Below are 23,790 nucleotides of genomic sequence, written 5' to 3' on the forward strand. Positions count from 1 at the left end.
GAACGTCGGGTTCCGGGCTGAAAGTGCCGTTCTTTGAACGATGTAATCAGGCGGGTCGTCGGGCAAACCTGCGATTCGCGAGCCGCACGCGGCTATCGTGACCGATCGCCCACATCCGGGCGGCACCCGGCGGTGCCGCGCCAGTGCTTGACCCTGCCTGATCGGGCTGGAAGGACCCTTAAACGCGGGTAGGGGCGATCGCGGTACGCGGCCTCAGCGTCGCCATGATCAGGTACATGCCGCCGCCGATTACTACGCCGAAGAACCAGCCATATGTATTCCACCAGGCCGGCAGCAGGTTGGTGAAGTTGGGCAGGAAGGTCGAAAACACGCTGCCGACCGCTGCCGCGGCCAGCGCGTTGACGTTCCAGCCGCCTTCGTAGCGATACTCGCCGTGCTCCTGGTAGAGCGCCGCGACGTTGATGTTGCCCTTGGCCACCAGATAGTAGTCCACCAGGATGATCCCCAGCAGCGGGCCCATCGTGGCGCCGATGGCGTTGACGAAATGCGCGGCGTTGCCTTCCCACGGCGCAAACGGGTAGAGCACCAGCGCGATGGCTGCAGCGATGAAACCGCCCTTTTTGAAGCTGATCCGCCTGGGGAACGTGTTGGAGATGTCGAACGCCGCCGAGACGAAATTGGCCACCACGTTGATGCCTAGCGTGGCGACTGCGAAGGTCACCGCCGCGATGAGTGCCAGTACCCAGCTGTCGAACTTGGCTGAGATCTGCTCGGGGTGCAACAGCACTTCGCCGTACACCCTGAAGGCGGCGATGGTGGTGACGCCGGCGACCAGCGAGAACGCAATCAGGTTGACCGGCAGGCCCCACAGATTGCCTTTCTTGACTGCGTCGCGGTTCTTCGCGTAGCGCGAGAAGTCGCAAAAGTTCAGGTATAGCGCCGCGAAGTAGGTGATCCAGGTCGCGCCTACGGCCATCAGTGCCCAGAACGAGCCGGGCTCGCCGCTGACGCCGGCGTCCCTGGTCTTCTCGAGCAGCGTGTCCATCGGAATGCCATGCTCGAACGAGAAGCCGCCGGCCTTGACACACAGGCCGACCGCCAGGATCAGCATCGCGATCCACACTGCCGGACCGGCCAGGTCCTGGAATCTGCGCACCGTTTCCATGCCCTTCTGAATGATGAGCAGCTGCAGCGCCCAGACGATGAAGTAGCAGATCACCTCCAGCCCCGAGTGACCGAGGAAGTGCGTGCCCTTGTGGAACTCCATCAGGCTGGGGCTGCGGATCAACAGCGCGACTATCGCGCTCGAAGCCGCTGCCGTCTGCGCGCCGTACCAGAAGCAGGCCACCACGGCGCGCACCAGCGCCGCGAGGTTGGCGCCCCACACACCGAAAGAGGCGCGCGCCAGCACCGGGTATGGCACGCCGGTCTTCTCGCCGGCGTAGCCGATCAGATTCATCAGCGCGAAGATCACGAGTGAGCCGAGCCCGATCGCCAGCACAAAGTTGGTAAAGCTGCCGCACAGCAGGAACAGGCTGGCGGCGAGGTAGTAGCCCCAGAGGCTGTGCACGTCCGAGGTCCAGACGTTGAAAATGCTAAAGGCACCCCAGTTGCGCACCCTGGCGGGCGCGAGATCTTCGTTGTAGAGGCCGGGGGAAGGGTTGCGGATTTCCATCTGTCATCTCCTTTGAGTTCGTAGAACTGAGGAAACACCGCCAGACGACCCTGGGCGGCGATGCCCCCGCGTCTGAAGCGAGCTCGTATGCAAGAACTGTATGTACTTTGCGGGCACAGTTCTGAATGGGTTAACCCTTAATCGAGATGCATGCCGGCGCGAGCCAACCGTCCGATCCCACGCACAATGAGCGCAATCGCAAGTTCGTCGTTGTTGTCCATATGACAGCGCCAATCAATAGAATTGCGCGACGCTTACCGTTGCTGCGTCCCGCTCGCAATCTGTGGGGCCGTTGATGTGGAGATGGCGGGACGACCCATCGTCGAATGATTTCGATGGGGGGGTAGCCCGCTTCAAATGCCCTGTTTGATTGACCTCCAATGGTCCCGCATCGGGCGAAAGCAGGCATTCGTCGGATGCGGCCTCAAATGGCGGAAGTGGGGCGCGTGCTGCCGCCCGCCACGCTAAACAAGCCTACACTTATTCACGACCGGTGCTGCCTGAAAACCGGCCTCTGCGCCAGGTCAAAATTCGATCGGCGTGGACAGTCACGCTCGTCAGGTAGTCGGCCATGTTGCGCTCACTCACCCGATCGCATCCCGGACTCGACGAATGGCCACTGCTCCCGAGCCAAACCGCTCATTCCGGGTAAAGGAGAAGCCATGGAAGAGATCGCAAATACTACAGTCTTGTTCATCGCAGGCTTTGGCCCGATTGTTCGAGAAGCGGGGGCAAGCCGCAAGCTGTACAGTCAGACCTTCGGTATCCCCTTCAAGGAGGAGAAAGGCGGCTACCTTCATACGGAGGCTCTGAAAGGGGCAAAGAGTTTCGCCCTGTGGCCGCTCTCTGAGGCAGCTCAGTCCTGCTACGGCACGGATTCGTGGCCTGTCGACGCTCCTATACCGCAAGCCTGGATTGAGTTTGACGTTGAGAACGTCGAAAGGGCTACGGCGGAGCTTGAATCACGAGGGTATTGCATGCTGGTCAGGAACAAAAAAGAGCCCTGGGGCCAGACTGTCAGTCGTTTCATCGGGCCGGAAGGGTTGTTGGTCGGGATCACCTATACCCCAAGCATGCGAGAAGAGAAGTAATGCTGGCCGCCATCAAGAGTGAACGTCAGCATCAAGGCGAACCGCGAAACGGGTTCGGCTTGAATGATTTGTCAGACTGCAATTCGTGTCTCGGGAGAGTGTGCAAGATTGCATGCTCGTGCTGCAAGGATTGTTAATCGACTTCTTCGAACGCTCCCGTGCGCACCTCGCCGTTGCGCGTGTAGCGGGTAATCAGCACGCCGCCAGGCGTGCTGGTCGAGCGCGTCAGAGTGAAAGCAGACGCTAGCGCGTTGTCGCCGAACAAGCGCTTGCCGCGCCCAAGCATGATGGGGTAGATCAGAAGCCGAAGCTCGTCCACCAAGCCGGCTGCGAGCAGTTGGCGCACCATGTCGCTGCTGCCAAACGTCAATAGATATGCGCCGTCCTGACGTTTAAGCGCGCGTATCGCGTCGGCAAGGTCGCCCTCCAGCGCATGACTGTTCTGCCAGTCAAGGGTACCGGATCGATGCGTGGCCACGTGCTTAGGTACGCTGTTGAACAGGTCAGCGATGGCGCGGCTCTTTGAATCGGCCGGTACGCGCGGCCAATACGCCGCGAATATGTCGTAGGTGCACCCCCCCAGCAACAACTCGAACGGCTGCGAGAGCAGGTCCTGCAGATGTTGGCGGATGGCTTCGTCGGCATAGGGAACCATCCAGCCACCAAGGCGGAATTCGCCGCTGGGGTCTTCTTTAGGCCCGCCAGGGGATTGAATGACGCCATCCAGACTGATGAACGCGGAAACAGTGAGCTTGCGCATAGTGTCCTCAAGATCTACGGACCCGATCGGTCCGTAGATACGACGAACGACTCGCATGCGGATCGACAACCAGCCCTGCGGCCGACCTCGCGTCGCTCGCCGAACTTTTCAACCCGGAGCCTCTGGCGGCGCTGCCCGTGGCCGTCAATATCGTTTGAGCGACAGAAGGTCGAACGTATGGCGGATGGTTTTCGCCGATTTCTCGTAGTCCGATAGCGCGAGGCACGCAATCAGCACGTCGATGATCGCCAGTTGTGCGAGACGGCTCGTCATGGCTTCTGTGCGAAAGCGGGTCTCGCGTGCCATGGTGAACAGCACGATGTCGGCAAAGGCCTGAATCGGGGAACGCCCGAAATTCGTGAGGCAGATGGTGCGTGCGCCGGCTTCCTTGGCGAGGCGCGTGGCCGTCACTGTTTCGAGCGTGCTGCCCGAGTGGGAGACGGTGAGCGTCGCCACGGTGGGGTCGCAAAGCGACGCGCTGATGACCTGAATGTGCGGGTCGGTTACCGCGCGTACGTCCAGCCCGATACGCAGCATGCGGTAATACGCATCTTCGGCGATCGGCGCGGAGCTGCCCACGCCGTAGATTTCAATGCGGCGGGCGGTGCGGATCGCCTCGACCGCCCGCTCGAGTTCGCCCACGTCAAGGGTGGATTGGGTTTCATGCAGGGCCTGCACGTTCGAGCTGAAGATCTTCGAAACTACCGCCGCCGCGTTGTCGCCAGGCTCGAGATCTTCGTGGATCAACTGTACCGGGCGCACGATTTCCTGCGCCAGCACGATCTTCAACTGCTGAAAGCCGGTGGCGCCGATCGCCTTGCACAGGCCCACTACGCTGCCTTCGCTCGCACCCACACGCTCGGCGACCTCGCTGACTGACATGTGCACCACTTCCTGCGCGTGCTCGCGGATGAAGCCGGCGATGCGCTGGCCGGTCGCGCCGAAGGTCGGATAAAGCTGCTCGATGCGCGACAGGATCGCCGAAACCGAAATCGGCTGCGCCGGCGCCCCGGCCGCGGCCTCGGCACTCGCCGTGCCCTTCTTTGCGGGTTTCATCAAAGCTCCTGTGAAAAAATCCGTCGAGCCTCTGGCACGCCGCGCGAGGCGCGGCTCGAGCCGCCCCGTGCGCGATCGCAGCCGGGCCCGACAAGGCAGCCGCAAGGATAGCGTGACTGCTGGACGTGATGAAAGCGGAGAGCATCAAAAAGGCGAGGCAAAGTCGATCAACCCGCCGCATTGATAACGACCAATCGACCGATGTTTGCGACGTCCTCGACTCGCCGGCCGGCGGAAGCCGGATGCCGCTTCCACCGGCCGCAGCCAGTTCAGCTCAGGTGAAGCGCCATGGCCGGATCGCTAACAGTCGGCTTGCCCGTTTCGATACGACCGGAGAAGCGGCGCACGAAGTTGTCGCCCGTTACCGTGAAGTCGTACCAGTTGCCGCTGCCCGAGAGGTCCCAGTGCAGCATGCCGACATCGCGGGCAGCAACATTCATCTGCCAGGGGCCATCGGTGCGGTAGGCGTTGGACTGCACCGTCACCGTGCCGGCCGTACTTCCGGTGTTGTGCAACTTCACGTAGACCTGACCGGCGTCCGTGTCATAGCAGACCTGCACTTCCGGCATGAAGGTCGCGGCACTGGCGGCCACTGCATTGCCCGCGAAGGTACGCAGGAAGCCGTTCGGGCCGTAGACCCAGAGCTCGTATTTGCCCTGGTCGGTCTTTAGCGTGTCGTCCCAGTATTCCTCGAGCGTCTTGCCGGCTTCGACCGTGTATCGGCGCGGGATGCGGTCCAGGTGATTCTTGTCGTACACATGGAACACTGCTCCTTGCTTACCGGTATTGCTGAACATCAGCTTGACGAGGCCGGGACCTTCGATGCGTGCGCTGGTATGCAGCTCATAGGGCAGCGCGCGCGAAAAGCGCGTGCCCGGCTCCTGGAACAGCGGCTGCGGCGTGGCCGGCGGCGCTGCGATGGGCAGTGAGGCCTGGGCGGCCAGCACGGTCTGGTAGTTGCTCGTATCCGGCAGTTTGGGAAAGACCGGATCGTTCGGCGAAACAAAGTCGAAACACGAGGTCAGGTCGCCGCAGACGGCGCGGTGCCACGGACTGACCGCGTCGACAGTGAGATCGAAGCGCTTCTCCAAGAACAGGCTCATCGACGTGTGGTCGAAAACCTGTGAGTTGACCCATCCGCCCTTGCTCCACGGCGAGATGACGTACATCGGCACGCGCGCGCTGAGACCCCACGGCCGCACGTTGCCGCTGATGGTGTCGTTGGGGTTCAGGTATTTTCTCGCCGGATCGGAGAAGTACTCACCGTCCAGCGGGAACGTGGCCTTGCCTGCCAGTGTGCCGTCCAGGTTGTACGACGGTGGCGCCGGCGGTGCCACATGGTCGAACAAGCCGTCGTTCTCGTCGTAGGTCAGGAAGAATGCGGTCTGCGCCCAGACATCCGGATTGGCGGTGACCGCGTCGAGCACTTCGGCCGTGAAGTTCGCACCGATCGCCGGATTGCTGTTGCCGGAGTGTTCCGAGTTGGCTGCCGTGCACAAGATCCATGACACTTCGGGCAACGTGTTGCCCATCACATCGTTTTTCAGGTCCGCAATCGAGTAGTCCGTCAGGCCTTTCACGTACAGCGGATCGCCGGGCTTGGCGGTGCGGAAGTCTTCGAAAGCCAGGCCGCCATGCATGGCGCCGGTCCAGTTGTCGTTGGTGTCCTGGTAGATTTTCCAGCTCACGCCGGCCTTCTCGAGCACTGACGGCAGGGAAAGCCACGTGAGTGCGTTGTCCGGATACGTATAGCCCGGCGTCGGCATGGTGCCGGTGATCCAGCAACGATCGTTGTTGGGTTCCGAGGTCCGGTCGTCGCTGTTGATGCCCCTCTTCGCCAGCTTCGGGTCGAAGCCCGAGCCTGAGAAGAAAACCACGCGGTTCGGGTCCGTGCCGCTCGTGGTCGAGCAGAAGTGGTTGTCACAGATCGTGAACGCTTCGGCCAGCGCGAAATGGAACGGAATGTCGTTGCGGGCAAGATAGCCCATCGTGTACGGCGTCTTGTAAACGGGCCAGTGGCCTGACTTGCCCTGATTCCAGGCCGCCTGCATATCGGAGAAGCTGTGCGGCGTGCTCGGCGATTGCAGTGCCTTAACCTTGGTCATGTCCATGTGATACGGCGGAATCACGTTGCCGCTTGCGTCCTGCTGGTACCACACGTCCTTGCCGCTCTCGAGTGGAATCGGCAAGCGGTCACCGTAGCCGCGTACGCCCTTCAGGGTGCCGAAGTAATGATCGAAGCCACGGTTTTCCAGCATCAGAATGACGATGTGCTTGATGTCCTTGATGGTGCCGGTGTCTACCGCAGCTGGAACGGCAAGCGCACGGGCGATACTGGGCGGCAGCATACCCAGCGCGAGGGCGGCGCCTGCCGACTTGGCGGCACCGGTGAGGAAACTGCGTCGATCGAGTTTTTTCATGGTCTTGGCTACGTAGGAATTGAGCGCGGGACTGCACTTCGCGGTATCAGGGCGCGCAACTCAGCTTGGCGCTGGGCGCAGCGGAGGACGGCTTGGCGCCAGAAGCGGAGTTGTCGACGCTTGACGGGTTTGTCGAAGACCCGCCGCAGGCGGTTAGCGACAAGCTCAGAACGATGCAGGCCGCTACGGCACGGCCATACAACAGGAATTGGGTCATTGGCGGGATCTCATCGTCAGGTTGACAATTAGTAATACTGATTATGAAGACAGTTGATCGATCTGCATGGTGATCTGATCTGGTCTGAACACGACGCTATTGCCTGGGCAGTGGCGAGTAGCGTCACAAAGAATAAAAAAGGAATGTGTCAGCAGAATGAATACATTTCAGTTGAAAGAAGTCTTTATACTGAGGAAAGTTCATTCTGTGTCTGTCGGCGTCGCCGAGCGGCCGGAACGCCATCGTGCAGACGCACAGCGTCGAGATGCTCTGAATCGAAAAACGCGTGCCGGCTTCGCTGGCGCGCTAGACCTCGCCCGTCGCGGTGCCGATCGCCATGCCGAAACGGTCGGCGGAAATCTTCGCGACTTCGGGGACGTAGTCGGCCACCTTTTGCCGGTGCCCAGATGGGGCCGCAGGTCGCGACGAATCGGTTCGAGCATGGAAGCGTAATTCATCGGGCTCGGACCATTGAAGCCGCGATTCTGCTGGCAAGCGCGTCGCGCAGGTTCACCGGCGAGGCGTGCTAATCTTGCTGCCTTCGTGGAAGCAACGCGGCACAGCACACACCATGACGGAAGCCTTCGATCCTGACGGCGTCGAGCAATTGGTCTTCGTAGTAGGCGAGCGTCACGAGACGCTGGACGAACCGTGGCGGGCCTATCACCGCGCACGGCTGATTCACGTGAGCGAGGGCGTGCTGACCGTGCGCACCGAGACCGGACGATGGGTCGTGCCGCCCGGCCACGCGGTGTGGATCGTGCCGAACCTGCTGCATTGCCTGTGCGCCACGCGTGCCGTGCAGCTGTATTCGTTGTATGCGTCGGCGGACGCCGCGCCGCTGCTCGCGCAAAGCGGCGCGCTCGTGCCCGACGCGCTCGTGCAGGCCTTGCTGGGCGCTGCCGCCGATCTGCCGCGCGACCAACCATTCGACGAGCCCGCCAACCGGCTGCTGCAAGTGCTGCTGGATCGCCTGCCGGGCTTGCGCGCCGCGCCGCTGGGTCTGAACTGGCCAGTCGATCCGCGGATCCAGCGGATCGCCGACGCGCTGAGCGCGAATCCGGCACAGGCCGCGGTACTCGAAGACCTCGCCGCGGCCGCGGGTGTCACGGCTCGCACAGCGGCGCGTCTGTTCGTCAGGGAAACCGGGCAGACCTTCGGCCAGTGGCGCCAGCAATTGCGGCTGCTGGCCGCGCTCGAACATCTGGGCGCGGGCGCGAGTGTCACGCAGGTCGCGCTCGAAGTCGGCTACAACGACGTGTCGTCGTTCATCGCGGTGTTCCGCGACGCGTTCGGCGATACGCCCGCGCGCTATTTCCGCTGACGCGGCGCGGCTGTCGCCGCGCTGTCATGCGAAAGAATCAGCCAGCGCGAGTTCGCGCAAAGACGGCAGCCAGAACCGCTAGCGAAAGCGAAAAGGCAAAGCCCCTCGCTCAATGCGCGCCCGCCGCATCGGGACCACCGCCGCCTTTAGCCGGCCGCGTAATCCAGATCAACGGAATGATCAGAATGAAGATGATCGCCGACACGAAGAAGATATCGTTCAGGCCCATCATCGCGGCCTGACTGTTCACGGTGAAATCGAACAGCGCGTGCGCCGACTGCGTATTCAGATGCAGCAGCGTCTGGGTCGTGTCGATCTGCTGGGCGAACACGGGATTGTTGACCGTGGCCTGTTCGGTGAGCCTCGCGTGATGGAGCACGGTGCGGTTGTTCCATTCGTTGCCCGCGATCGACGTGCCCACCGCACCGCAAAACACGCGCACGAAATTCGACAGGCCCGCCGCCGCCGGAATCCTGTTCGGCGGCTGGCCCGACAGGATGATCGCGGTCAGCGGCACGAAGAACATCGCCATCGGAATGCCTTGCAGCAGGGTGGGCATCACCAGATGCCACGTGTCGATTTCGATCACGTACTTCGAACGCATGTAGAACACGATCGCGAAGCCGATGAACGCGAGCGTCGCGATCACGCGCGCATCCGAACGCGGCAGCACGCGACCCATCACCGGCGCGAGTATCACCGCGAACACGCCGAGCGGCGCGGTCACGAGGCCGGCATCCACGGAGCGGTAATTCAAGTATTCCTGCATCCATTGCGGCAGCAACACGAGATTGCCGAAGAACACGCCATACGCGACCGAAATCGCAATCGTGCCGCCGAGAAAGTTGCGCTGCTGGAATAGCCGCAAATCGACGATCGGATTCTCTTCGGTCAGCTCCCAGACCAGAAAGAACGCGAAGCTGATCAGCGCCGTGATGCCGAGCCCCACGATCACCGGCGACTGGAACCAGTCGAGGTCTTTGCCCTTGTCCAGCATGATCTGCAGCGACGCGACCCACGCAATCAAAAGGCCGAGCCCGATGACGTCGATGGGCGGCTTGCGGGTCGGCGACTCGCGGGTGCGATAGATCATCCACGTGACGGCGGCCGCGAACAGGCCGACCGGAATGTTGATGTAGAAGATCCACGACCAGCTATAGCTATCCGTGATCCAGCCGCCGAGCGCCGGGCCCGCGATCGGACCGACAGTCGCGGTCATCGCCCAGAGTGCGAGCGCGGTCGAGGATTTCTCCTTCGGATACGAGCCGAGCAGGATGGCTTGCGACAGCGGAATCAGCGGGCCGGCCACCGCGCCCTGGAAAATCCGCGCGAGCAGCAGGATCGGCAGCGTCGGCGCAATGCCGCACAGCCACGAAGCCAGCACGAAACTCAGGATCGCGCCGACGAACAGCTTCACCTGGCCGATGCGCTGCGTGAGCCAGCCGGTCAGCGGAATCGCCACCGCATTGGCGGCGGCGAATACGGTGATGACCCACGTGCCTTCATCGACCGAGACGCCGAGGTTGCCTGAGATGGTCGGAATCGCGACGTTCGCGATCGACGTGTCGAGCACGTTCATGAAGGTGGCGAGCGCGACGGCGATGGTCGCCAGAACCAGTCTGCCGCCTTCGAGCGGCGGCGGTGGCGCGGGCGGCGCGGAAGCGGGCGCGGCGGTGGGCTGGCTCAATCGGCTCTCCGGATGGGATGCTGCGGACGTGCTGGACGGTTGACGGTTGGGCTAACGGTTGTGCAATTTAGCGCGGGACAGCGGGCCCGTCGAATGCTCGCAAAAGCATACCTGCATTCGGATTTTGACGTCGCGGGCCGATGCAGTCTGGCCGGCGCGATCGAGGCGGCCAGCGTATGCTCGCGGCTGGGGTGCGGTACCACGAACCACGAATCAACACAGAAAGAGAGGAAACCGAGATGGCCTGGGAGCAATTCGAACACGGCTGGCGGCGCGCGCCAAATAGCGCGCCGGCAAAAGGACTCGTCGTGCTGATGCACGGCGTCGGCAGCAATGCGCGCGATCTGATGCCGCTCGCCGACATCTGGAGCGAAAGTCTGCCTGATGTGGCGTTCACGTCGCTCGACGGCACGGAGGCGTTCGACGGCGGTTTCGGCGGCCGTCAGTGGTTCAGCCTGCGCGACGTCACCGAGGGCAATCGCGAGGCGCGCGTGGCCGCTGCGTATCCGGCGCTGCGCCGCATGCTCGACGCTGAACTCGCGCATTGGCAGGTGGCTTTCGGCCGGCTTGCGCTCGTCGGCTTTTCGCAAGGTTCGATCATGGCGATGCATCACGTGGCGACCAGCGCGGAAGGCGCGGCCGGCGTCGTCGCGTATTCGGGGCGGCTCGCGTCGGCGATCGTCGCGCAGAACGGCACGCCGCTCACGCTGATCCACGGCGAGGATGACGAAGTCATTCCGGTGCGCGAGCTGGAATATGCCGCCGACGCATTCAGCAACGCGGGCTACAGCATCGACGCATACGCGCTGCCGGGCATCGGCCATACGATCAATGCCGACGGCGTCGAACTCGGCCGGCAGGCGCTCACGCGTACGCTGGGCGCACTGTCGCGCGGCTGACACGGCCCCGATTGAAAGTGGTGTTAAAGGTTCTGATCTGCTTGCCGTTAATAGGGCAATAGCTTGAAAATCACCCCCGCCGCGCGGACCGCGCAGCGCCCAGCAGGGCGTATGGGCGGCTCGGAGTTCCGGGGGCGCATTTTCAGACTGCCCGCGTGGGCGGATAACGAGACATCAGAGCCTTCATATGGCCAGACCGACGCCGTATTACCCGCTTTTCGAGCGACTATTCCGTCATTCCGTGACGGTGGACCTGGGCACGGCCAATACCCTGATCTATACCAACGACGGCGGCATCGTGCTGAACCAGCCGTCCGTCGTGTGCTTTCAGAAAGAGGCGGCGACCGGACCCAAGCGGGTCGCGGCAGTGGGCGCCGAAGCGCGTCAGTTGCTGGGCCGCGTGCCGCGCAATCTCGAAGCGGTGCGGCCGATGCGCCACGGCGTGATCGCCAACTTTTCCGCCGCCGAGCACATGATCCGGCAATTCGTCGATATGGCGCGCCCGCGCTCGCTGTTCAGCCGGCGCGCCGCGTTCACGCTGTGCGTGCCGGCCGGGGCGACCCAGGTCGAGCGGCGCGCGATCAAGGAAGCGGCCGAGGCGGCCGGCGCGTGGAAGGTCAGCCTGATCGGCGAATCGCTGGCGTCGGCGCTCGGCGCGGGCTTGCCGGTGGCCGAGGCGACCGGGTCGATGGTGGTCGACATCGGCGGCGGCACCACCGAAGTCGGCGTGATCGCGCTGGGCGGCACCGCCTATAGCGGCTCGATTCGGGTGGGCGGCGACAACTTCGACGCGGCGATCGTGAGCTATGTGCGCAATCTGTACGGCGTGCTGCTCGGCGAGCAGACCGCCGAGCACGTGAAGAAGAGCATCGGTTCGGCGCTGCGCAACGTGCCGCTCGAACACATGAACGCGACCGGCCGCAGCGCCGACGACGGTTTGCCGCGCACGGTCCAGTTGAGCAACCACGATATCGCCGAGGCGATCGAAGGGCCGCTGCTTCAGGTGATCGGCGCGGTCAAGCGCGGGCTTGAAATGGCGCCCGCCGAGCTGGTGACCGATATCGCGGACAACGGCATCGTGCTGACGGGCGGCGGCGCGCTGCTCGGCAATCTCGAGCGCCGCCTGACCAATGAGATCGGCCTCAAAGTGCGGGTCGCCGACGAACCGCTGACCTGCGCGGTGCGGGGCGCGGGCGTGGCGGCGGCTGCGGGTTGGGCCGATGAGGCTGGGTACGAGTGAGTGTCGGCGGATACTGCCGGTGATGGCTGCGGGCGGGTCGGGCGCGAGAGTCCGCGTTTTGACCGGCATCACAGCTGGACAGGTGCAAACGGTAGCGCCATCGCTGTAGTCTGACACCGCGACCAGGGCGCCGGACGCGCCGTCGCACACTTTTAGCGGCTATGTGAGAATACGCATCACGTTCGAAACTCAAGGACGTGTGCACGTTTTTCTTTGGTTGCTTTCCCCAACTCCGTTTCTCGCGCAGGCGCCCCACGAACGTCGCGTGCCGCCGCGCTGTCTACGAACCACTCGTGAATCAATCTGCTTCCGCTTCATCCCCGTCATTCATCGAACTGCAAAGCGGTCTGCGCATGCCCTATGTGGAAGCCGGCGAAGGCGAATTGCTGCTGTTCGTGCATGGCTCGCTATGCGATTACCGCTATTGGCAACCGCAACTCGCCGGGCTTTCGAAGCAGTATCGCTGTGTGGCGGTGAGCCTCACGCACTACTGGCCGGCGGCCGCTGAGCAGCCCGGCCATCCGTTCAGCTGGAGCCGGCATGCCGACGAAGTCGCGGAGTTCATCGACCGCTTTGGCGCGCGGCCCGCGCATGTGGTCGGGCATTCGCGCGGCGGCAGCGTGACGTTTCAATTCGCGCGGCGCCATCCCGAGCGGGTGCGTACGTTGACGCTCGCCGACCCGGGCGGCCAGTTGCAGATTGCCGGGCAGCCCGCCGCGCGCTTGCCGGGGACGGTCAACGTGCTGCGCGCGAAAGCCGCACAACTGATCGAGGCGGGCGACGTGGAAGGCGGCCTGCGACTGTTCGTCGATTCGGTCAGCCGGCCCGGCTTTTGGGCCATGAGCACGCCGGGCTTTCGCAGGATGGCGACCGATAACGCGCACACACTCGCGCTGCAACTGCAGGATCCGCTGCCGGCGTACGTGCCCGACGAAGTGGCCGAAGTGCGCTGCCCCGTGTTGCTGATCGACGGCGAGAAGAGTCCTGACATGTTCCGGCGCACTGCGACCGCGCTGCAGGAGTGGCTGCCCGATGCGCGCCGCGAGACGGTGCGCGGCGCGTCGCACGGAATGAACCTCGCGCATCCGGGCGCGTTCAATCGCTACGTCGACGGCTTCATTCAGGCGGTGAATGCGCGCGAGGCGTGAGATCAGCGCGTCGTGACTCAACCCTTGCGATGCGCGTCCTTGTCGAGCGCATGTTCCGCCGCTTCGCCGACGAGCCCGTGATAGTACAGATGCACGCCGATCGCAAGCGAGTCGTTGCGAATTTCGTGGAAGGCTTTCCACGCCTTCACGGGGTCCTTGAACAGCAGATAGTGCGCTTCCTGAGCGATCAGGTCCGCCACTTGATGCAGGCCGTGGCCGTGCAGCACGTCCACGAGCGTATCGAGACTGCGATGCGTGCGCGCGTCGGTGCGCGGATAAAGCATGTGCAGCACCGCCACGTCCTGCGTCCTCAGCGCGGCTGACAACGCAACCACGATGTCCTGGTGATTCAGCGCGCTGACAACTTTGTCATCCGCGTGCACGTGATCCGGAAATAGCGTTTCGAGAGAGGCGTTCATCGGGTCCTTCCTGTTCTTCTGGCTGATTAAAAAGGCCCGCCGTAGCGCGGCGGGCCAAATACAGCGATGTGTTAGCAGGGAAGCACAACACGAATTCAGTATCGCAGATGCGCTTCTCTTCGCGCAGTCCAGCCGCCGCAAAACATTGTTGCAACAAGTGTCCCAACTTTCATTTCGCTGGCAATGCGGTGAAACATGGCGAAGTCAAGCGCGCATCTTTCGCGCGGTGCATTGGCGCGTGCGGCAGGCAACCAGTGCCAATCAATGGCAACGAATGTTGCGCGAGCCGAGATGGATTGTTGCGGTCAATCGTCGCAATCAACGACTCCATGGCCCGTAGAATGCGAAGCGGAGCCTGGCATGCCGCTGCGCTCATGACGAAACGACACGGCGCGATACGACGATATGACAATCAGGCATGCCGGCAAGTGTGCGACAGGAAAGTAAAAGGAACGTGTAGATGAACTCGAAGACACACGCAACGCTGAGCTTCTCGGACAGCGATCAGACCGTTGAACTGCCCATCTATCAGGGCTCGCTCGGACCGGATGTGATCGACATTCGCAAGCTGTATGGACAGACCGGCAAGTTCACATACGACCCGGGCTTCATGTCGACGGCGGCATGCAATTCCGCCATCACGTATATCGACGGCGACAAGGGCGAGCTGCTGTATCGCGGTTATCCGATCGACAATCTGGCGCAGAACGCCGACTTCCTCGAAACCTGCTATCTGCTGCTCAGGGGCGAACTGCCGAACGCGCAGCAGAAGGAAGAGTTTGAGAACACCGTCACGCAGCACACGATGGTGCACGAGCAGATGCATTTCTTCTTCCGCGGTTTCCGTCGCGACGCGCACCCGATGGCGATTCTGGTCGCCGCGGTCGGCGCGTTGTCCGCGTTCTATCACGACTCGCTCGACATCAGCAACGAACAGCACCGCGACGTCTCCGCGATCCGCATGATCGCGAAGCTGCCGACGCTGGTCGCGATGGCGTACAAGTACACCGTCGGCCAGCCGTTCGTTTATCCGAAGAACGACCTGTCGTACAGCGCGAACTTCATGCGCATGATGTTCGCCAACCCGGCGGAAGAGTACCAGGTCAACGACGTGCTGGTGCGCGCGCTCGACCGCATCCTGATCCTGCACGCGGACCACGAGCAGAACGCGTCGACCTCGACCGTGCGTCTCGCGGGGTCGTCGGGTGCGAATCCGTTTGCGTGTATCGCAGCGGGCATCGCGTGTCTGTGGGGCCCGGCGCACGGCGGCGCGAACGAAGCCGCGCTGAACATGCTGGAAGAAATCGGCTCGGTCGACAACATCCCCGAATTCATCGCGAAGGTGAAGGACAAGAACTCGGGCGTGAAGCTGATGGGCTTTGGCCACCGTGTCTACAAGAACTACGATCCGCGCGCGAAGCTGATGCGCGAAACCTGCCACGAAGTGCTGGAAGAACTGGGCCTGCACGACGACCCGCTGTTCAAACTGGCAATGGCGCTGGAAAAGATTGCACTGGAAGATGACTACTTCGTGTCGCGCAAGCTGTATCCGAACGTCGACTTTTACTCGGGCATCGTGCAGCGCGCATTGGGCATTCCGACCGCGATGTTCACGTGTATCTTCGCGATGGCGCGCACGGTCGGCTGGATTGCGCAGTGGAACGAAATGATTGCCGATCCTGAACAGAAGATCGGGCGTCCGCGTCAGCTGTTCGTAGGCGAGACGCAGCGCGTCGCTACGCCGGTGGCAAAGCGTTGATGTGCCGAGACCGTCGTGCAGCCTGTGGCTGCGCGACGGTTTTCTTTTTACTGCAAACCAAACCGGCCTTGCCGCGCCGCAAGACAAAACCCCTGCACGTCCTGTGCCACGGAAATCCACACAAAAACCTCGCAAAAAAACCGAAACTCCCCTGTGATAAGTTCGTCTGACGCGGACAGACCCTCTACAATCGGAAGCGACCGGCCAGTATCACGCGGCCACCGAAAGTGAAGCTGAACGCAAACTGTACGCGCAAGCGAACTCATAGGAGTGACCCTGATGCAGCATCCAGAAGCCCTCGGCGGTGTGTCCCTCGCGGGCGGTGTCGATCACCGCGAACCCGAGCAGGACGGCGTATTCATCCCGACGGAAAACCTCAACGTCGCGAGCGCCACGCAGCACGTGCTGAAGTCGGGCGACACCTTCATCGTCAACGATCCGCTCGGTGACATCACCGGTCACGACGACGGCCTGTTCGTCAACGACACCCGCGTTCTCTCGCAACTGCGCCTGACCTTCGGCGGGCGCGCGCCGTCGCTGCTATCGGGCAGCGTCAGCAACGACAACACCTCGTTCACCGCGCATCTGACCAATCGTCCGCTGCCGCCGCTCGGCGGCGACAGCACGCCGGAAGGCGTGATCCACGTCGAGCGCGTGCGCGTGCTGTCGGGCACCGTGCTCAACGAGGCCATCGAACTCACCAACTACGGCACGAGCGACGCCGTCGTGCCGCTGTCCATCTCGTTCGCCAGCGACTTCCGCGACATGTTCGAAGTGCGCGGCCTGAAGCGCGACAAGCAGGGCCGCATCGAACCGGCACGTGTCGAGAATCGCGAGGTGCTGCTCGGCTATGTCGGCCTCGACGACGTGGCGCGCAACGTGCAGATCGCGTTCGCGCCCGAGCCCGACAAGCTGTTCGCCGATCGCGCGGACTACACCGTCAAGCTGCCCGCTCAGGCGTGCGTGTCGATCTACCTGTCGGTGGCCGTGCAGGTCATCGCGAACCCGAACAAGCCCGGCGCCGACGTCTCGCAACCCGTGCACGCGGTGAGCGAAATCCATCTGTCGCAAATCGATGCGGAGCGTCCGCGCGTGGGCCGCGCGGCGGTGCGCGCCGCACTGGTCGACGCGCACCTCGTGATGCGCGAGCGCCGCCGCGCGACCGCGCGCGTGCGCTCGAGCAACCCGCTGTTCAATGCATGGATCGACCGTTCGCTCGCCGACCTCGGCCTGCTGACCACCGATCTCGCGACCGGCCCTTATCCGTATGCCGGGATCCCGTGGTTCTCGACGCCGTTCGGCCGTGACGCCGTCATCACGTCGCTGCAGACGCTGTGGATCCAACCGCAACTGGCCGCGGGCGTGCTGCGCTTTCTCGCCGAGCATCAGGCGCGCGAGAATTCGCCGTTTCGCGACGCCGCGCCCGGCAAGATCATGCACGAGATGCGCAAGGGCGAAATGGCGGCCGCCGGCGAAGTGCCGTTCGCGCTGTACTACGGCGGCGTCGACACCACGCCGCTGTTCATCGTGCTGGCGGGCGCCTATGCGGCGCGCACCGGCGACCTCGCGCTGATCGACGAATTGTGGCCCGCGCTCGAACGCGCCGCGCAATGGGTCGCGGGCGTCTGCGACAAGAATCGTTACGGCCTGCTCGACTATCAGCGCGAGTCGGACGGCGGCCTTGCGAACCAGGGCTGGAAAGACAGCCACGACTCGGTCTTCCACGCCGACGGGCGCTTCCCCGACGGCCCCATTGCGCTCGTCGAGGTGCAGGCGTACGCGAGCGCCGCGTTCGACACGATGGCCCGCTTCGCGAAGCTGCGCGGCCTGCGCGAGCCGGCCGCGGAGTACAGCGAGCGCGCGAAGAAGATCCGTCAATGCGTCGAAGAGAAGTACTGGATGGAAGAGTCCGGCTTCTACGGCATCGCGCTCGACGGTCACGGCGAACTGTGCCGCGTGATGGCGTCGAATGCGGGCCATCTGCTGGCCTTCGGGCTGCCCACTCGCGAGCGCGGCGAAGCGGTGGTGCGCGCGCTCGACTCCACGCTGTTCCACACCGGCTGGGGCGTGCGCACGCTGGCCGCGAGCCAGGCGCGCTTCAACCCGATGGCCTATCACAACGGGTCGGTCTGGCCGCACGACAACGCACTGTGCGCGCGCGGTCTGTCGCAGTACGGCGGCAAGGCGGCGGCGGTGCGGCTGCTGCAGGCGCTGTTCCAGGCGGCGGTCAACTTCGACATGCGTCTGCCCGAGCTGTTCTGCGGTTTCCCGCGGCGGCGCGGCGAGCCGCCCACCGCGTATCCGGTCGCCTGTTTGCCGCAGGCCTGGGCGGCGGGCTCGCCGTTCATGATGCTCGAAGCGTGTCTGGGCATCACGATCGACGCCGAGCGGCGCGAAGTGCTGATCGCACAGCCGATGCTGCCCGAAGGTATCGACTGGCTCGAAATCGGCGATCTGCGGGTGGGCGATTCGGCGGTGTCGATCACCTTCCGCCGCATCGGCGAGAAGGTGGTGGCGTCGGCCGAGCAGGGCGATGTGCGGGTGGTCGCGCTGCTGTAGCGGTGTGCTGAAAACCGCGGCTGGTGCTGTTGAATGCGGGGCGCCGGGTGGTAACATTTGTTGTCATCGTTATCGGCGGCTCGCCCGGACCCTCGCATGCCAGACAGCTTCGACCAGCTCGCCGCCCTGATCCGGGCGCGTTTCTCCGAACTGAGTCCGCAATTCCAGATGGGAGCAGGTTTCCTGCTCGATCATCCCGACGAGGTCGCGGTCTCGTCCATGCGCAAGGTGGCCGAGCGCGCGCAGGTGCAACCGGCTTCGCTCGTGCGCCTGTCGCAGCAACTCGGTTTTCCCGGTTGGAACGAATTGCGCAACCTGTTCGTCGCGCGCGTGCGCACGCGGCCGGAGCCGCTCACGAGCCGCGCGCGTTCGCTGGTCAAATCGAAAGACGCGCTGGCGAACGATCTGCTCATCGCGCAACAGCACAATCTTGACGTCACCGCCGCGCACAACGGTCGCGTGATCGTGGAAACGGCGCGGCTGTTGCGGCGTGCGCCGCACGTGCATGTGGCGGGCTTTCGCTCGTGTTACTCGGTGGCGTTCGGCCTCGTGTACGGGTACCGGCTGTTCCGGCCGTCGGTGTCGCTGCTCAACGGCGAGGCCGGCACGCTCGAAATGCAGCTGCGCACGATCGAGCGCGACAGCGCGACCATCGTCATCAGTTTCGCGCCCTATTCGGTCGAAGCGGCGCGCGTGGCCGAAGCGGCGTTGGAAAAAGGCAGCAAGCTGATCGCGATCACCGACAGCGCGGTTTCGCCGATCGCGCTGAACGCCGACACGGTGCTGATCTTTTCGCACGAGAGCCCCTCGTTCTTTCCGTCGCTGGTGGCGGCCACCGCGATCGCTGAATCGCTGGTTGCGCATCTGCTCGCACTCGAAGGCGCGGGCGCCGTCGAGCAACTGGCCATTGCCGAGCAGTCCTTGCATGCGAAGGGCGCCTACGTGCCTTGAGTATTCCCGTGTGGTTCCCGGTTTAGGTGGGCTGCAGTCCTGCGTGCAGCGGGATCGCTCCACCTGAATCAATGCCGCACCGTTTGACAACAAATGTTGTTTTACAGTATAAATGCGGATCGATTGTTGAAAGGGTGCAAGCCGTGGCGGCGAAGCAGGAGTTGAGTCTTTTTCGGGTGAGCGGCGAGCCGTATGAAATCGGCTATCGGCTGGGTGAAATCGCGCGGCCGGTATTCACCGAATACATGGAGCAAAGCAGTGCGTGGCGCGCGGTCCGGCAGTGGCGCGGCGAGCCGTTCGTGCAGGCGCTGCGCGACGCGGCTCGTGCGCATTTTCCGGCGCTGCTGGCCGAGCTGGACGGCATGGCGGCAGGTCTCGGCTGGTCGGCGGAAGACGTGTTTCTGTGGAACTGCCGCGGCGAACTGATCCATCACGCGCCGGACGGCTGCACCACGCTGGCGGCCGTCGAAGGCGAGCGGCGCTTCATCGCGCACAACGAGGACGGCGACCCGTTTCTGCGCGATCGCTGCGCGCTGGTCGAGGTTCAACCTGCCGGCAAGCCCGGCTTCGTCAGCTTCTATTACCCGGGATCGCTGCTGGGGCACACGTTCGCCGCCAACCGCGCCGGTATCGCGCAGGCGATCAATAACCTGCGGATCCGCGTGCCCAGCGCCGGCGTGCCTCGAATGATCCTCGCGCGGGCCGTGCTCGACGCCGGCTCGCTCGACGAAGCGCTGCACCTGCTGCGCACCGCGCCGGCGGCGAGCGGCTTTCATCACACGCTCGGCTGCGCGGGCGACGCGCGGCTCTTCAGTGTCGAAGCCAGCGCGTGGCGCTGTTCGGTGCAAAGCGTGTCCACGCTCGCGGGCCACGCGAATCATATGATCCATCCGGGCTGCGAAGCCGAGGCGCAAATCGTCACCGATTCATCGCGCGACCGGCAACTGCGCGTGGACGCATTGCTGCCCGCGCTCGCGAGCCCGTTGAAACCCGCTGCGTTGCTCGACGTGTTGCAGGATCGCGCGCCATCCGGCTTGCCGATCTACCGCGACGATCCGCTCGACCCCGACGACGAAAACACCCTCGCCACCGCGCTCTTCGAGATCGGCGGCGCGGGCGTGTCGATGAAAGTTTTCCGGCACGGGCAATGCGATTTCGACACCTTCATTGCCCGCTTAGCGAGCGAGCCGACCGGCGCCTGAGCACGTTGGCGCAACCATCAGGAATTGAGACCATGTCCACTGTCTTTCATCGTTCGCCGAAGCAATCGCTGCCCGTCGCCGTCGCGGGCGACGGCATCGAGATCATCGACTCCACCGGCAAGCGCTATATCGACGCATCCGGCGGCGCGGCCGTCTCGTGCCTGGGCCACAGCAACCAGCGGGTGATCGACGCGATCAAGCGCCAGGCGCAGCAGTTGCCCTACGCGCACACGTCGTTCTTCACCACCGAGCCCGCCGAGGAACTGGCCGAGCGCCTGGTGGCGAACGCGCCGGCCGGGCTCGAACATGTGTACCTGGTGTCGGGTGGGTCGGAGGCGATCGAGGCTGCGCTGAAACTGGCGCGCCAATACTTCGTCGAGACGGGCGAAACGCAGCGCCGCCACTTCATCGCGCGTCGTCAGAGCTATCACGGCAACACGTTGGGGGCGCTGGCGATCGGCGGCAATGCGTGGCGGCGCGAGCCGTTCCTGCCGATCCTGATCGAAGCCCATCACGTCAGCCCGTGTTATGCGTACCGCGAGCAGCGCGCCGGCGAAACCGACGAAGCGTTCGCGCAACGTCTGGCCGACGAACTCGAGCAGAAGATCCTCGAACTCGGCGCCGACACGGTGGCCGCGTTCGTCGCGGAAACGGTGGTGGGCGCGACGGCGGGCGCGGTGCCGCCGGTGCGCGAGTACTTCCGCAAGATTCGCGCGGTGTGCGATCGCTACGGGGTGCTGCTGATTCTCGATGAGATCATGTCCGGCATGGGCCGCACCGGCTTTCTATACGCGTGCGAAGAGGACGGCGTGGCGCCGGACCTGCTGACCATCGCGAAGGGGCTCGGCGCGGGTTATCAGCCGATCGGCGCGACGCTGGTGAGCGACCGGATCTATCAGGCGATCGTCGGCGGCTCGGGCTTTTTTCAGCACGGTCATACGTATATCGGCCACGCCACCGCGTGCGCAGCCGCGCTCGAAGTGCAGCGCGTGATCGCGGAAGACAGGCTGCTGCCGAACGTGCTGGCGCGCGGCGAGCAGTTGCGCGCGCGGCTGCGCGAGCTGTATGCGCAGCATCCGCATATCGGCGACGTGCGTGGGCGCGGGCTGTTCGTCGGCGTCGAACTGGTCAAGGACCGCGAGAGCAAGACGCCGTTCGACGCGACGCTGAAACTGCACGCGGCGATCCGGCGTGAAGCGTTCGCGCGCGGCTTGATGGTGTATCCGATGGGCGGCACGGTCGACGGCAAGATCGGCGATCATGTGCTGCTCGCGCCGCCGTTCATCTGCACCGAACGCGATATCGACGAGATTGTCAGCCGGCTTGCCGGCGCGATCGACGGCGCGCTACACACCATCTGAGCCATCCGACCCAACCGCCACCTCCGAGAACGATGATGACCGAGCGTTTGCCTCACTTCGAACTGTCCGACGCCACGCCCGAACAGAAGGCCGTGCTGGACGAAATTCTGTCCGGCCCGCGCGGCAATCTGAACGGGCCATTTCTCGGCTGGATTCACAGCCCGGAACTGGCGCAGCAGGCGCAGCGCCTGGGCGCGTTCTGCCGCTATCGGACCGGCTTGCCGCTGCGGCTGTCGGAGCTGGCGATTCTGGTGACCGCGGCGCGCTGGCAGGCGCAGGCCGAGTGGTACATCCACTATCCGATCGCGCTCGAAGCGGGCGTGGCCGAAGCCGACGCCGAGGCGATCCGGCAGGGACGGCGCCCGGCCTTCGCGGACGCCGACGACGCGCTGATCCACGACTTCGCGAGCGAGCTGTACGACACGAAGCGCGTGTCGGACGCGCTGTACGCGAAGGCGGTCGACCGGTTCGGGCCTCAGGTGGTGATCAACCTGGTGGGCCTGCTCGGCTATTACGCGCTGGTGGCCATGACGCTGAACGTGTTCGGAATGCGGGCGGTGGGGCAGGAAAGCTTGCCGTTTGCTGAATAGCAGGTCGCGTGGCTGAGGGGTTGGCTCGGCTGGCGCTTTTTTTGCAAAGCAACCCGCTTTGGCTTGCGCGGGGCGCAGCACGCAAACATGCAAGCGGGCAACACGCAGGGCGCACAGCACACGGCGCATGGCAAATGAAAAACGCCCCGGTTGCGAATTGCAACCGGGGCGTTTCTGCTGCTACTGCCACATCACCAACCTTCACTAACTACTCCGCCCACCGCGCGGCCTGGCAGCTTACTGGCCGCGATAGGTCGAAAACAGGCGCTGCTGCACCGAGGACGACGCGCCAGCCGCCGACGAACCCGCGTTCACACCACCCACGTCCTTCGAACCCTGCGTCGACGCAACTACCGCGTTACCTTGCGGCACGGTCTTCGGATATTCGGTGTCGTTCTGATACACGAGGCCCGCCTTTTGCGCGGCCACCAGTTCAGCGCGTACTTCTGCACGCGTCACCGGACCGTTGTTCGCCTGCTGGGCGAACGACATTGCCGGAACAATGAGAGCGGATGCGACGACAACTGCGGAAAGAAGCGATTTCATGATGACCTCCAATATTCGATTGTTGAGAGATCGGGTGGAATCCCATGTGCCGATCCGTTGAAAACAGTCTATTGTTTGTGAGGTCGGCAAAAAAGACGCATTGTAAGGAAATATTGTTACCGTTTTTGATGTAATACTCGAAGAGGGCTTTCGTGGCATCCGGTGGCGGGATCGTCACGACGCCGGCACACGGAAGCGCCTATGATGAAGTTCGGTCCACGCCCGCGCCTGCGGCGCCGCGCGACACGCCCGAAGGAAGTCCCTCGGGGACTTGCGACCGATGCCTGAACCGCGAACATCCGGGCGAGACCGTCGCGGCGGACATCATCTTCGGTCGTGAAGCGCGCGAAGCAGGGCACAACAGGAGAGAGCGATGAAGCGCAAGGCATCAGCAGTCTGGCAAGGCGGCCTGCAAGACGGCAAGGGCTCGATTTCCACCGACAGCGGCGTCCTCAAGGAGACCCAATACTCGTTTGCGACGCGCTTCGCGGACGGCATCGGCACGAATCCGGAAGAGCTGATTGCGGCTGCGCACGCGGGCTGTTTCTCGATGGCGTTGTCGGCGGAACTGGGCAAAGCCGGCATCACGCCCGAACGCATCGGCACGACCGCCACCGTGACGCTCGACAAGGACGGCGGCGGCTTTACGATCACCGCAGTGCATCTGGATGTGGCGGTGAAAATCCCCGGCGGCGACAAGGCCGCGTTCGACAAGGCCACCGCGGACGCGAAGGCGGGCTGTCCGGTGTCCAAGGTTCTGAACGCGACGATCACGATGGACGCGAAACTCGAAACCTGAGTTCGCGCGCCTTTTCAGGCAAGCATCACACGATAAGGCCGGCGGCGGGGCAAGCCCTGCCGCCGGCTTTTTATATGACGATCGGCCGGCTGCGCGAACCCTTCGCCGTTCCCTACGAAAACCCGG

The 23,790-nt window shown here is 63.8% G+C and carries 19 protein-coding genes; 12 read left to right on the forward strand and 7 right to left on the reverse strand.

Features of this window, described 5'->3' with window-relative positions:
* Positions 1-178: 178 nt before the first annotated feature.
* Positions 179-1,636 carry an NCS1 family nucleobase:cation symporter-1 gene (locus tag FVF58_RS07320; protein ID WP_149669237.1) on the reverse strand — a complete coding sequence of 486 codons (1,458 nt, stop codon included), beginning with the start codon at positions 1,634-1,636 and terminating at the stop codon, positions 179-181.
* Positions 1,637-2,298: 662 nt separating this feature from the next.
* Between FVF58_RS07320 and FVF58_RS07325 the strand changes: the two genes are divergently transcribed.
* Positions 2,299-2,727 carry a VOC family protein gene (locus FVF58_RS07325; RefSeq protein WP_149669238.1) on the forward strand — a complete coding sequence of 143 codons (429 nt, stop codon included), beginning with the start codon at positions 2,299-2,301 and terminating at the stop codon, positions 2,725-2,727.
* Between the two features lie 133 nt (positions 2,728-2,860).
* On the opposite strand, the gene FVF58_RS07330 is transcribed toward FVF58_RS07325, so the two are convergent.
* The 3 genes from FVF58_RS07330 to FVF58_RS07340 all read right to left on the reverse strand — a co-directional run bounded on the left by FVF58_RS07330 (position 2,861) and on the right by FVF58_RS07340 (position 6,963).
* On the reverse strand, positions 2,861-3,487 hold the full coding sequence (locus FVF58_RS07330; RefSeq protein WP_149669239.1) for a dihydrofolate reductase family protein: 627 nt from the start codon (positions 3,485-3,487) through the stop codon (positions 2,861-2,863).
* A gap of 144 nt (positions 3,488-3,631) precedes the next feature.
* Entirely contained in the window at positions 3,632-4,543 is a 912-nt protein-coding gene (locus FVF58_RS07335; protein ID WP_188130738.1) for a MurR/RpiR family transcriptional regulator, read from the reverse strand.
* A gap of 269 nt (positions 4,544-4,812) precedes the next feature.
* Positions 4,813-6,963, reverse strand: a complete 2,151-nt coding sequence (locus FVF58_RS07340; protein ID WP_149669240.1) for a phosphocholine-specific phospholipase C — start codon at positions 6,961-6,963, stop codon at positions 4,813-4,815.
* Positions 6,964-7,751: 788 nt separating this feature from the next.
* Here FVF58_RS07340 and FVF58_RS07350 point away from each other — a divergent pair.
* Complete coding sequence (locus FVF58_RS07350) at positions 7,752-8,504, forward strand: AraC family transcriptional regulator (protein ID WP_149669241.1); 753 nt, start codon at positions 7,752-7,754, stop codon at positions 8,502-8,504.
* Positions 8,505-8,613: 109 nt separating this feature from the next.
* Here FVF58_RS07350 and FVF58_RS07355 read toward each other — a convergent pair whose 3' ends face one another.
* Positions 8,614-10,191, reverse strand: a complete 1,578-nt coding sequence (locus tag FVF58_RS07355; protein ID WP_149669242.1) for a DHA2 family efflux MFS transporter permease subunit — start codon at positions 10,189-10,191, stop codon at positions 8,614-8,616.
* A gap of 239 nt (positions 10,192-10,430) precedes the next feature.
* Here FVF58_RS07355 and FVF58_RS07360 point away from each other — a divergent pair, with 239 nt between their 5' ends.
* The 3 genes from FVF58_RS07360 (at position 10,431) to FVF58_RS07370 (ending at position 13,478) form a co-directional block, all read left to right on the forward strand.
* A complete protein-coding gene (locus FVF58_RS07360) occupies positions 10,431-11,090 on the forward strand; it encodes an alpha/beta hydrolase (protein WP_149669243.1) in 660 nt (219 codons plus the stop codon).
* Between the two features lie 187 nt (positions 11,091-11,277).
* Positions 11,278-12,330: a rod shape-determining protein gene (gene mreB, locus FVF58_RS07365; RefSeq protein ID WP_149669244.1), complete on the forward strand. Its 1,053-nt coding sequence runs from the start codon at positions 11,278-11,280 to the stop codon at positions 12,328-12,330.
* A 353-nt stretch (positions 12,331-12,683) separates the two neighbouring features.
* Positions 12,684-13,478 carry an alpha/beta fold hydrolase gene (locus FVF58_RS07370; RefSeq protein WP_149669487.1) on the forward strand — a complete coding sequence of 265 codons (795 nt, stop codon included), beginning with the start codon at positions 12,684-12,686 and terminating at the stop codon, positions 13,476-13,478.
* 17 nt (positions 13,479-13,495) lie between these two features.
* On the opposite strand, the gene FVF58_RS07375 is transcribed toward FVF58_RS07370, so the two are convergent.
* Positions 13,496-13,897, reverse strand: coding sequence for a hypothetical protein (locus FVF58_RS07375; protein ID WP_149669245.1), 402 nt, complete (start codon positions 13,895-13,897; stop codon positions 13,496-13,498).
* Between the two features lie 460 nt (positions 13,898-14,357).
* On the opposite strand from FVF58_RS07375, the gene gltA reads away from it, so the two are divergent.
* From gltA to FVF58_RS07405, 6 genes are all read left to right on the forward strand, one after another.
* Positions 14,358-15,656, forward strand: coding sequence for a citrate synthase (gene gltA / locus FVF58_RS07380; RefSeq protein WP_149669246.1), 1,299 nt, complete (start codon positions 14,358-14,360; stop codon positions 15,654-15,656).
* A 279-nt stretch (positions 15,657-15,935) separates the two neighbouring features.
* On the forward strand, positions 15,936-18,215 hold the full coding sequence (locus tag FVF58_RS07385; RefSeq protein WP_149669247.1) for an amylo-alpha-1,6-glucosidase: 2,280 nt from the start codon (positions 15,936-15,938) through the stop codon (positions 18,213-18,215).
* Between the two features lie 96 nt (positions 18,216-18,311).
* On the forward strand, positions 18,312-19,166 hold the full coding sequence (locus FVF58_RS07390) for a MurR/RpiR family transcriptional regulator (protein WP_149669248.1): 855 nt from the start codon (positions 18,312-18,314) through the stop codon (positions 19,164-19,166).
* A 143-nt stretch (positions 19,167-19,309) separates the two neighbouring features.
* A complete protein-coding gene (locus FVF58_RS07395; protein WP_246216972.1) occupies positions 19,310-20,368 on the forward strand; it encodes a C45 family autoproteolytic acyltransferase/hydrolase in 1,059 nt (352 codons plus the stop codon).
* A gap of 32 nt (positions 20,369-20,400) precedes the next feature.
* Positions 20,401-21,729 (forward strand): aspartate aminotransferase family protein, encoded by a 1,329-nt coding sequence (locus FVF58_RS07400; RefSeq protein ID WP_149669250.1) that lies wholly within the window; start codon positions 20,401-20,403, stop codon positions 21,727-21,729.
* 35 nt (positions 21,730-21,764) lie between these two features.
* A complete protein-coding gene (locus FVF58_RS07405) occupies positions 21,765-22,319 on the forward strand; it encodes a carboxymuconolactone decarboxylase family protein (RefSeq protein WP_149669251.1) in 555 nt (184 codons plus the stop codon).
* Between the two features lie 237 nt (positions 22,320-22,556).
* Here FVF58_RS07405 and FVF58_RS07410 read toward each other — a convergent pair whose 3' ends face one another.
* Positions 22,557-22,865 carry a DUF4148 domain-containing protein gene (locus tag FVF58_RS07410; protein WP_149669252.1) on the reverse strand — a complete coding sequence of 103 codons (309 nt, stop codon included), beginning with the start codon at positions 22,863-22,865 and terminating at the stop codon, positions 22,557-22,559.
* Between the two features lie 373 nt (positions 22,866-23,238).
* Here FVF58_RS07410 and FVF58_RS07415 point away from each other — a divergent pair, with 373 nt between their 5' ends.
* The gene (locus FVF58_RS07415; protein ID WP_149669253.1) at positions 23,239-23,664 is read left to right on the forward strand and encodes an OsmC family protein; all 426 of its coding nucleotides are present in this window, start codon (positions 23,239-23,241) and stop codon (positions 23,662-23,664) included.
* The last annotated feature ends 126 nt before the right edge of the window (positions 23,665-23,790 follow it).

Origin of the sequence: Paraburkholderia panacisoli (assembly GCF_008369935.1) — a bacterium.
Classification (GTDB): Bacteria; Pseudomonadota; Gammaproteobacteria; order Burkholderiales; family Burkholderiaceae; genus Paraburkholderia; species Paraburkholderia panacisoli.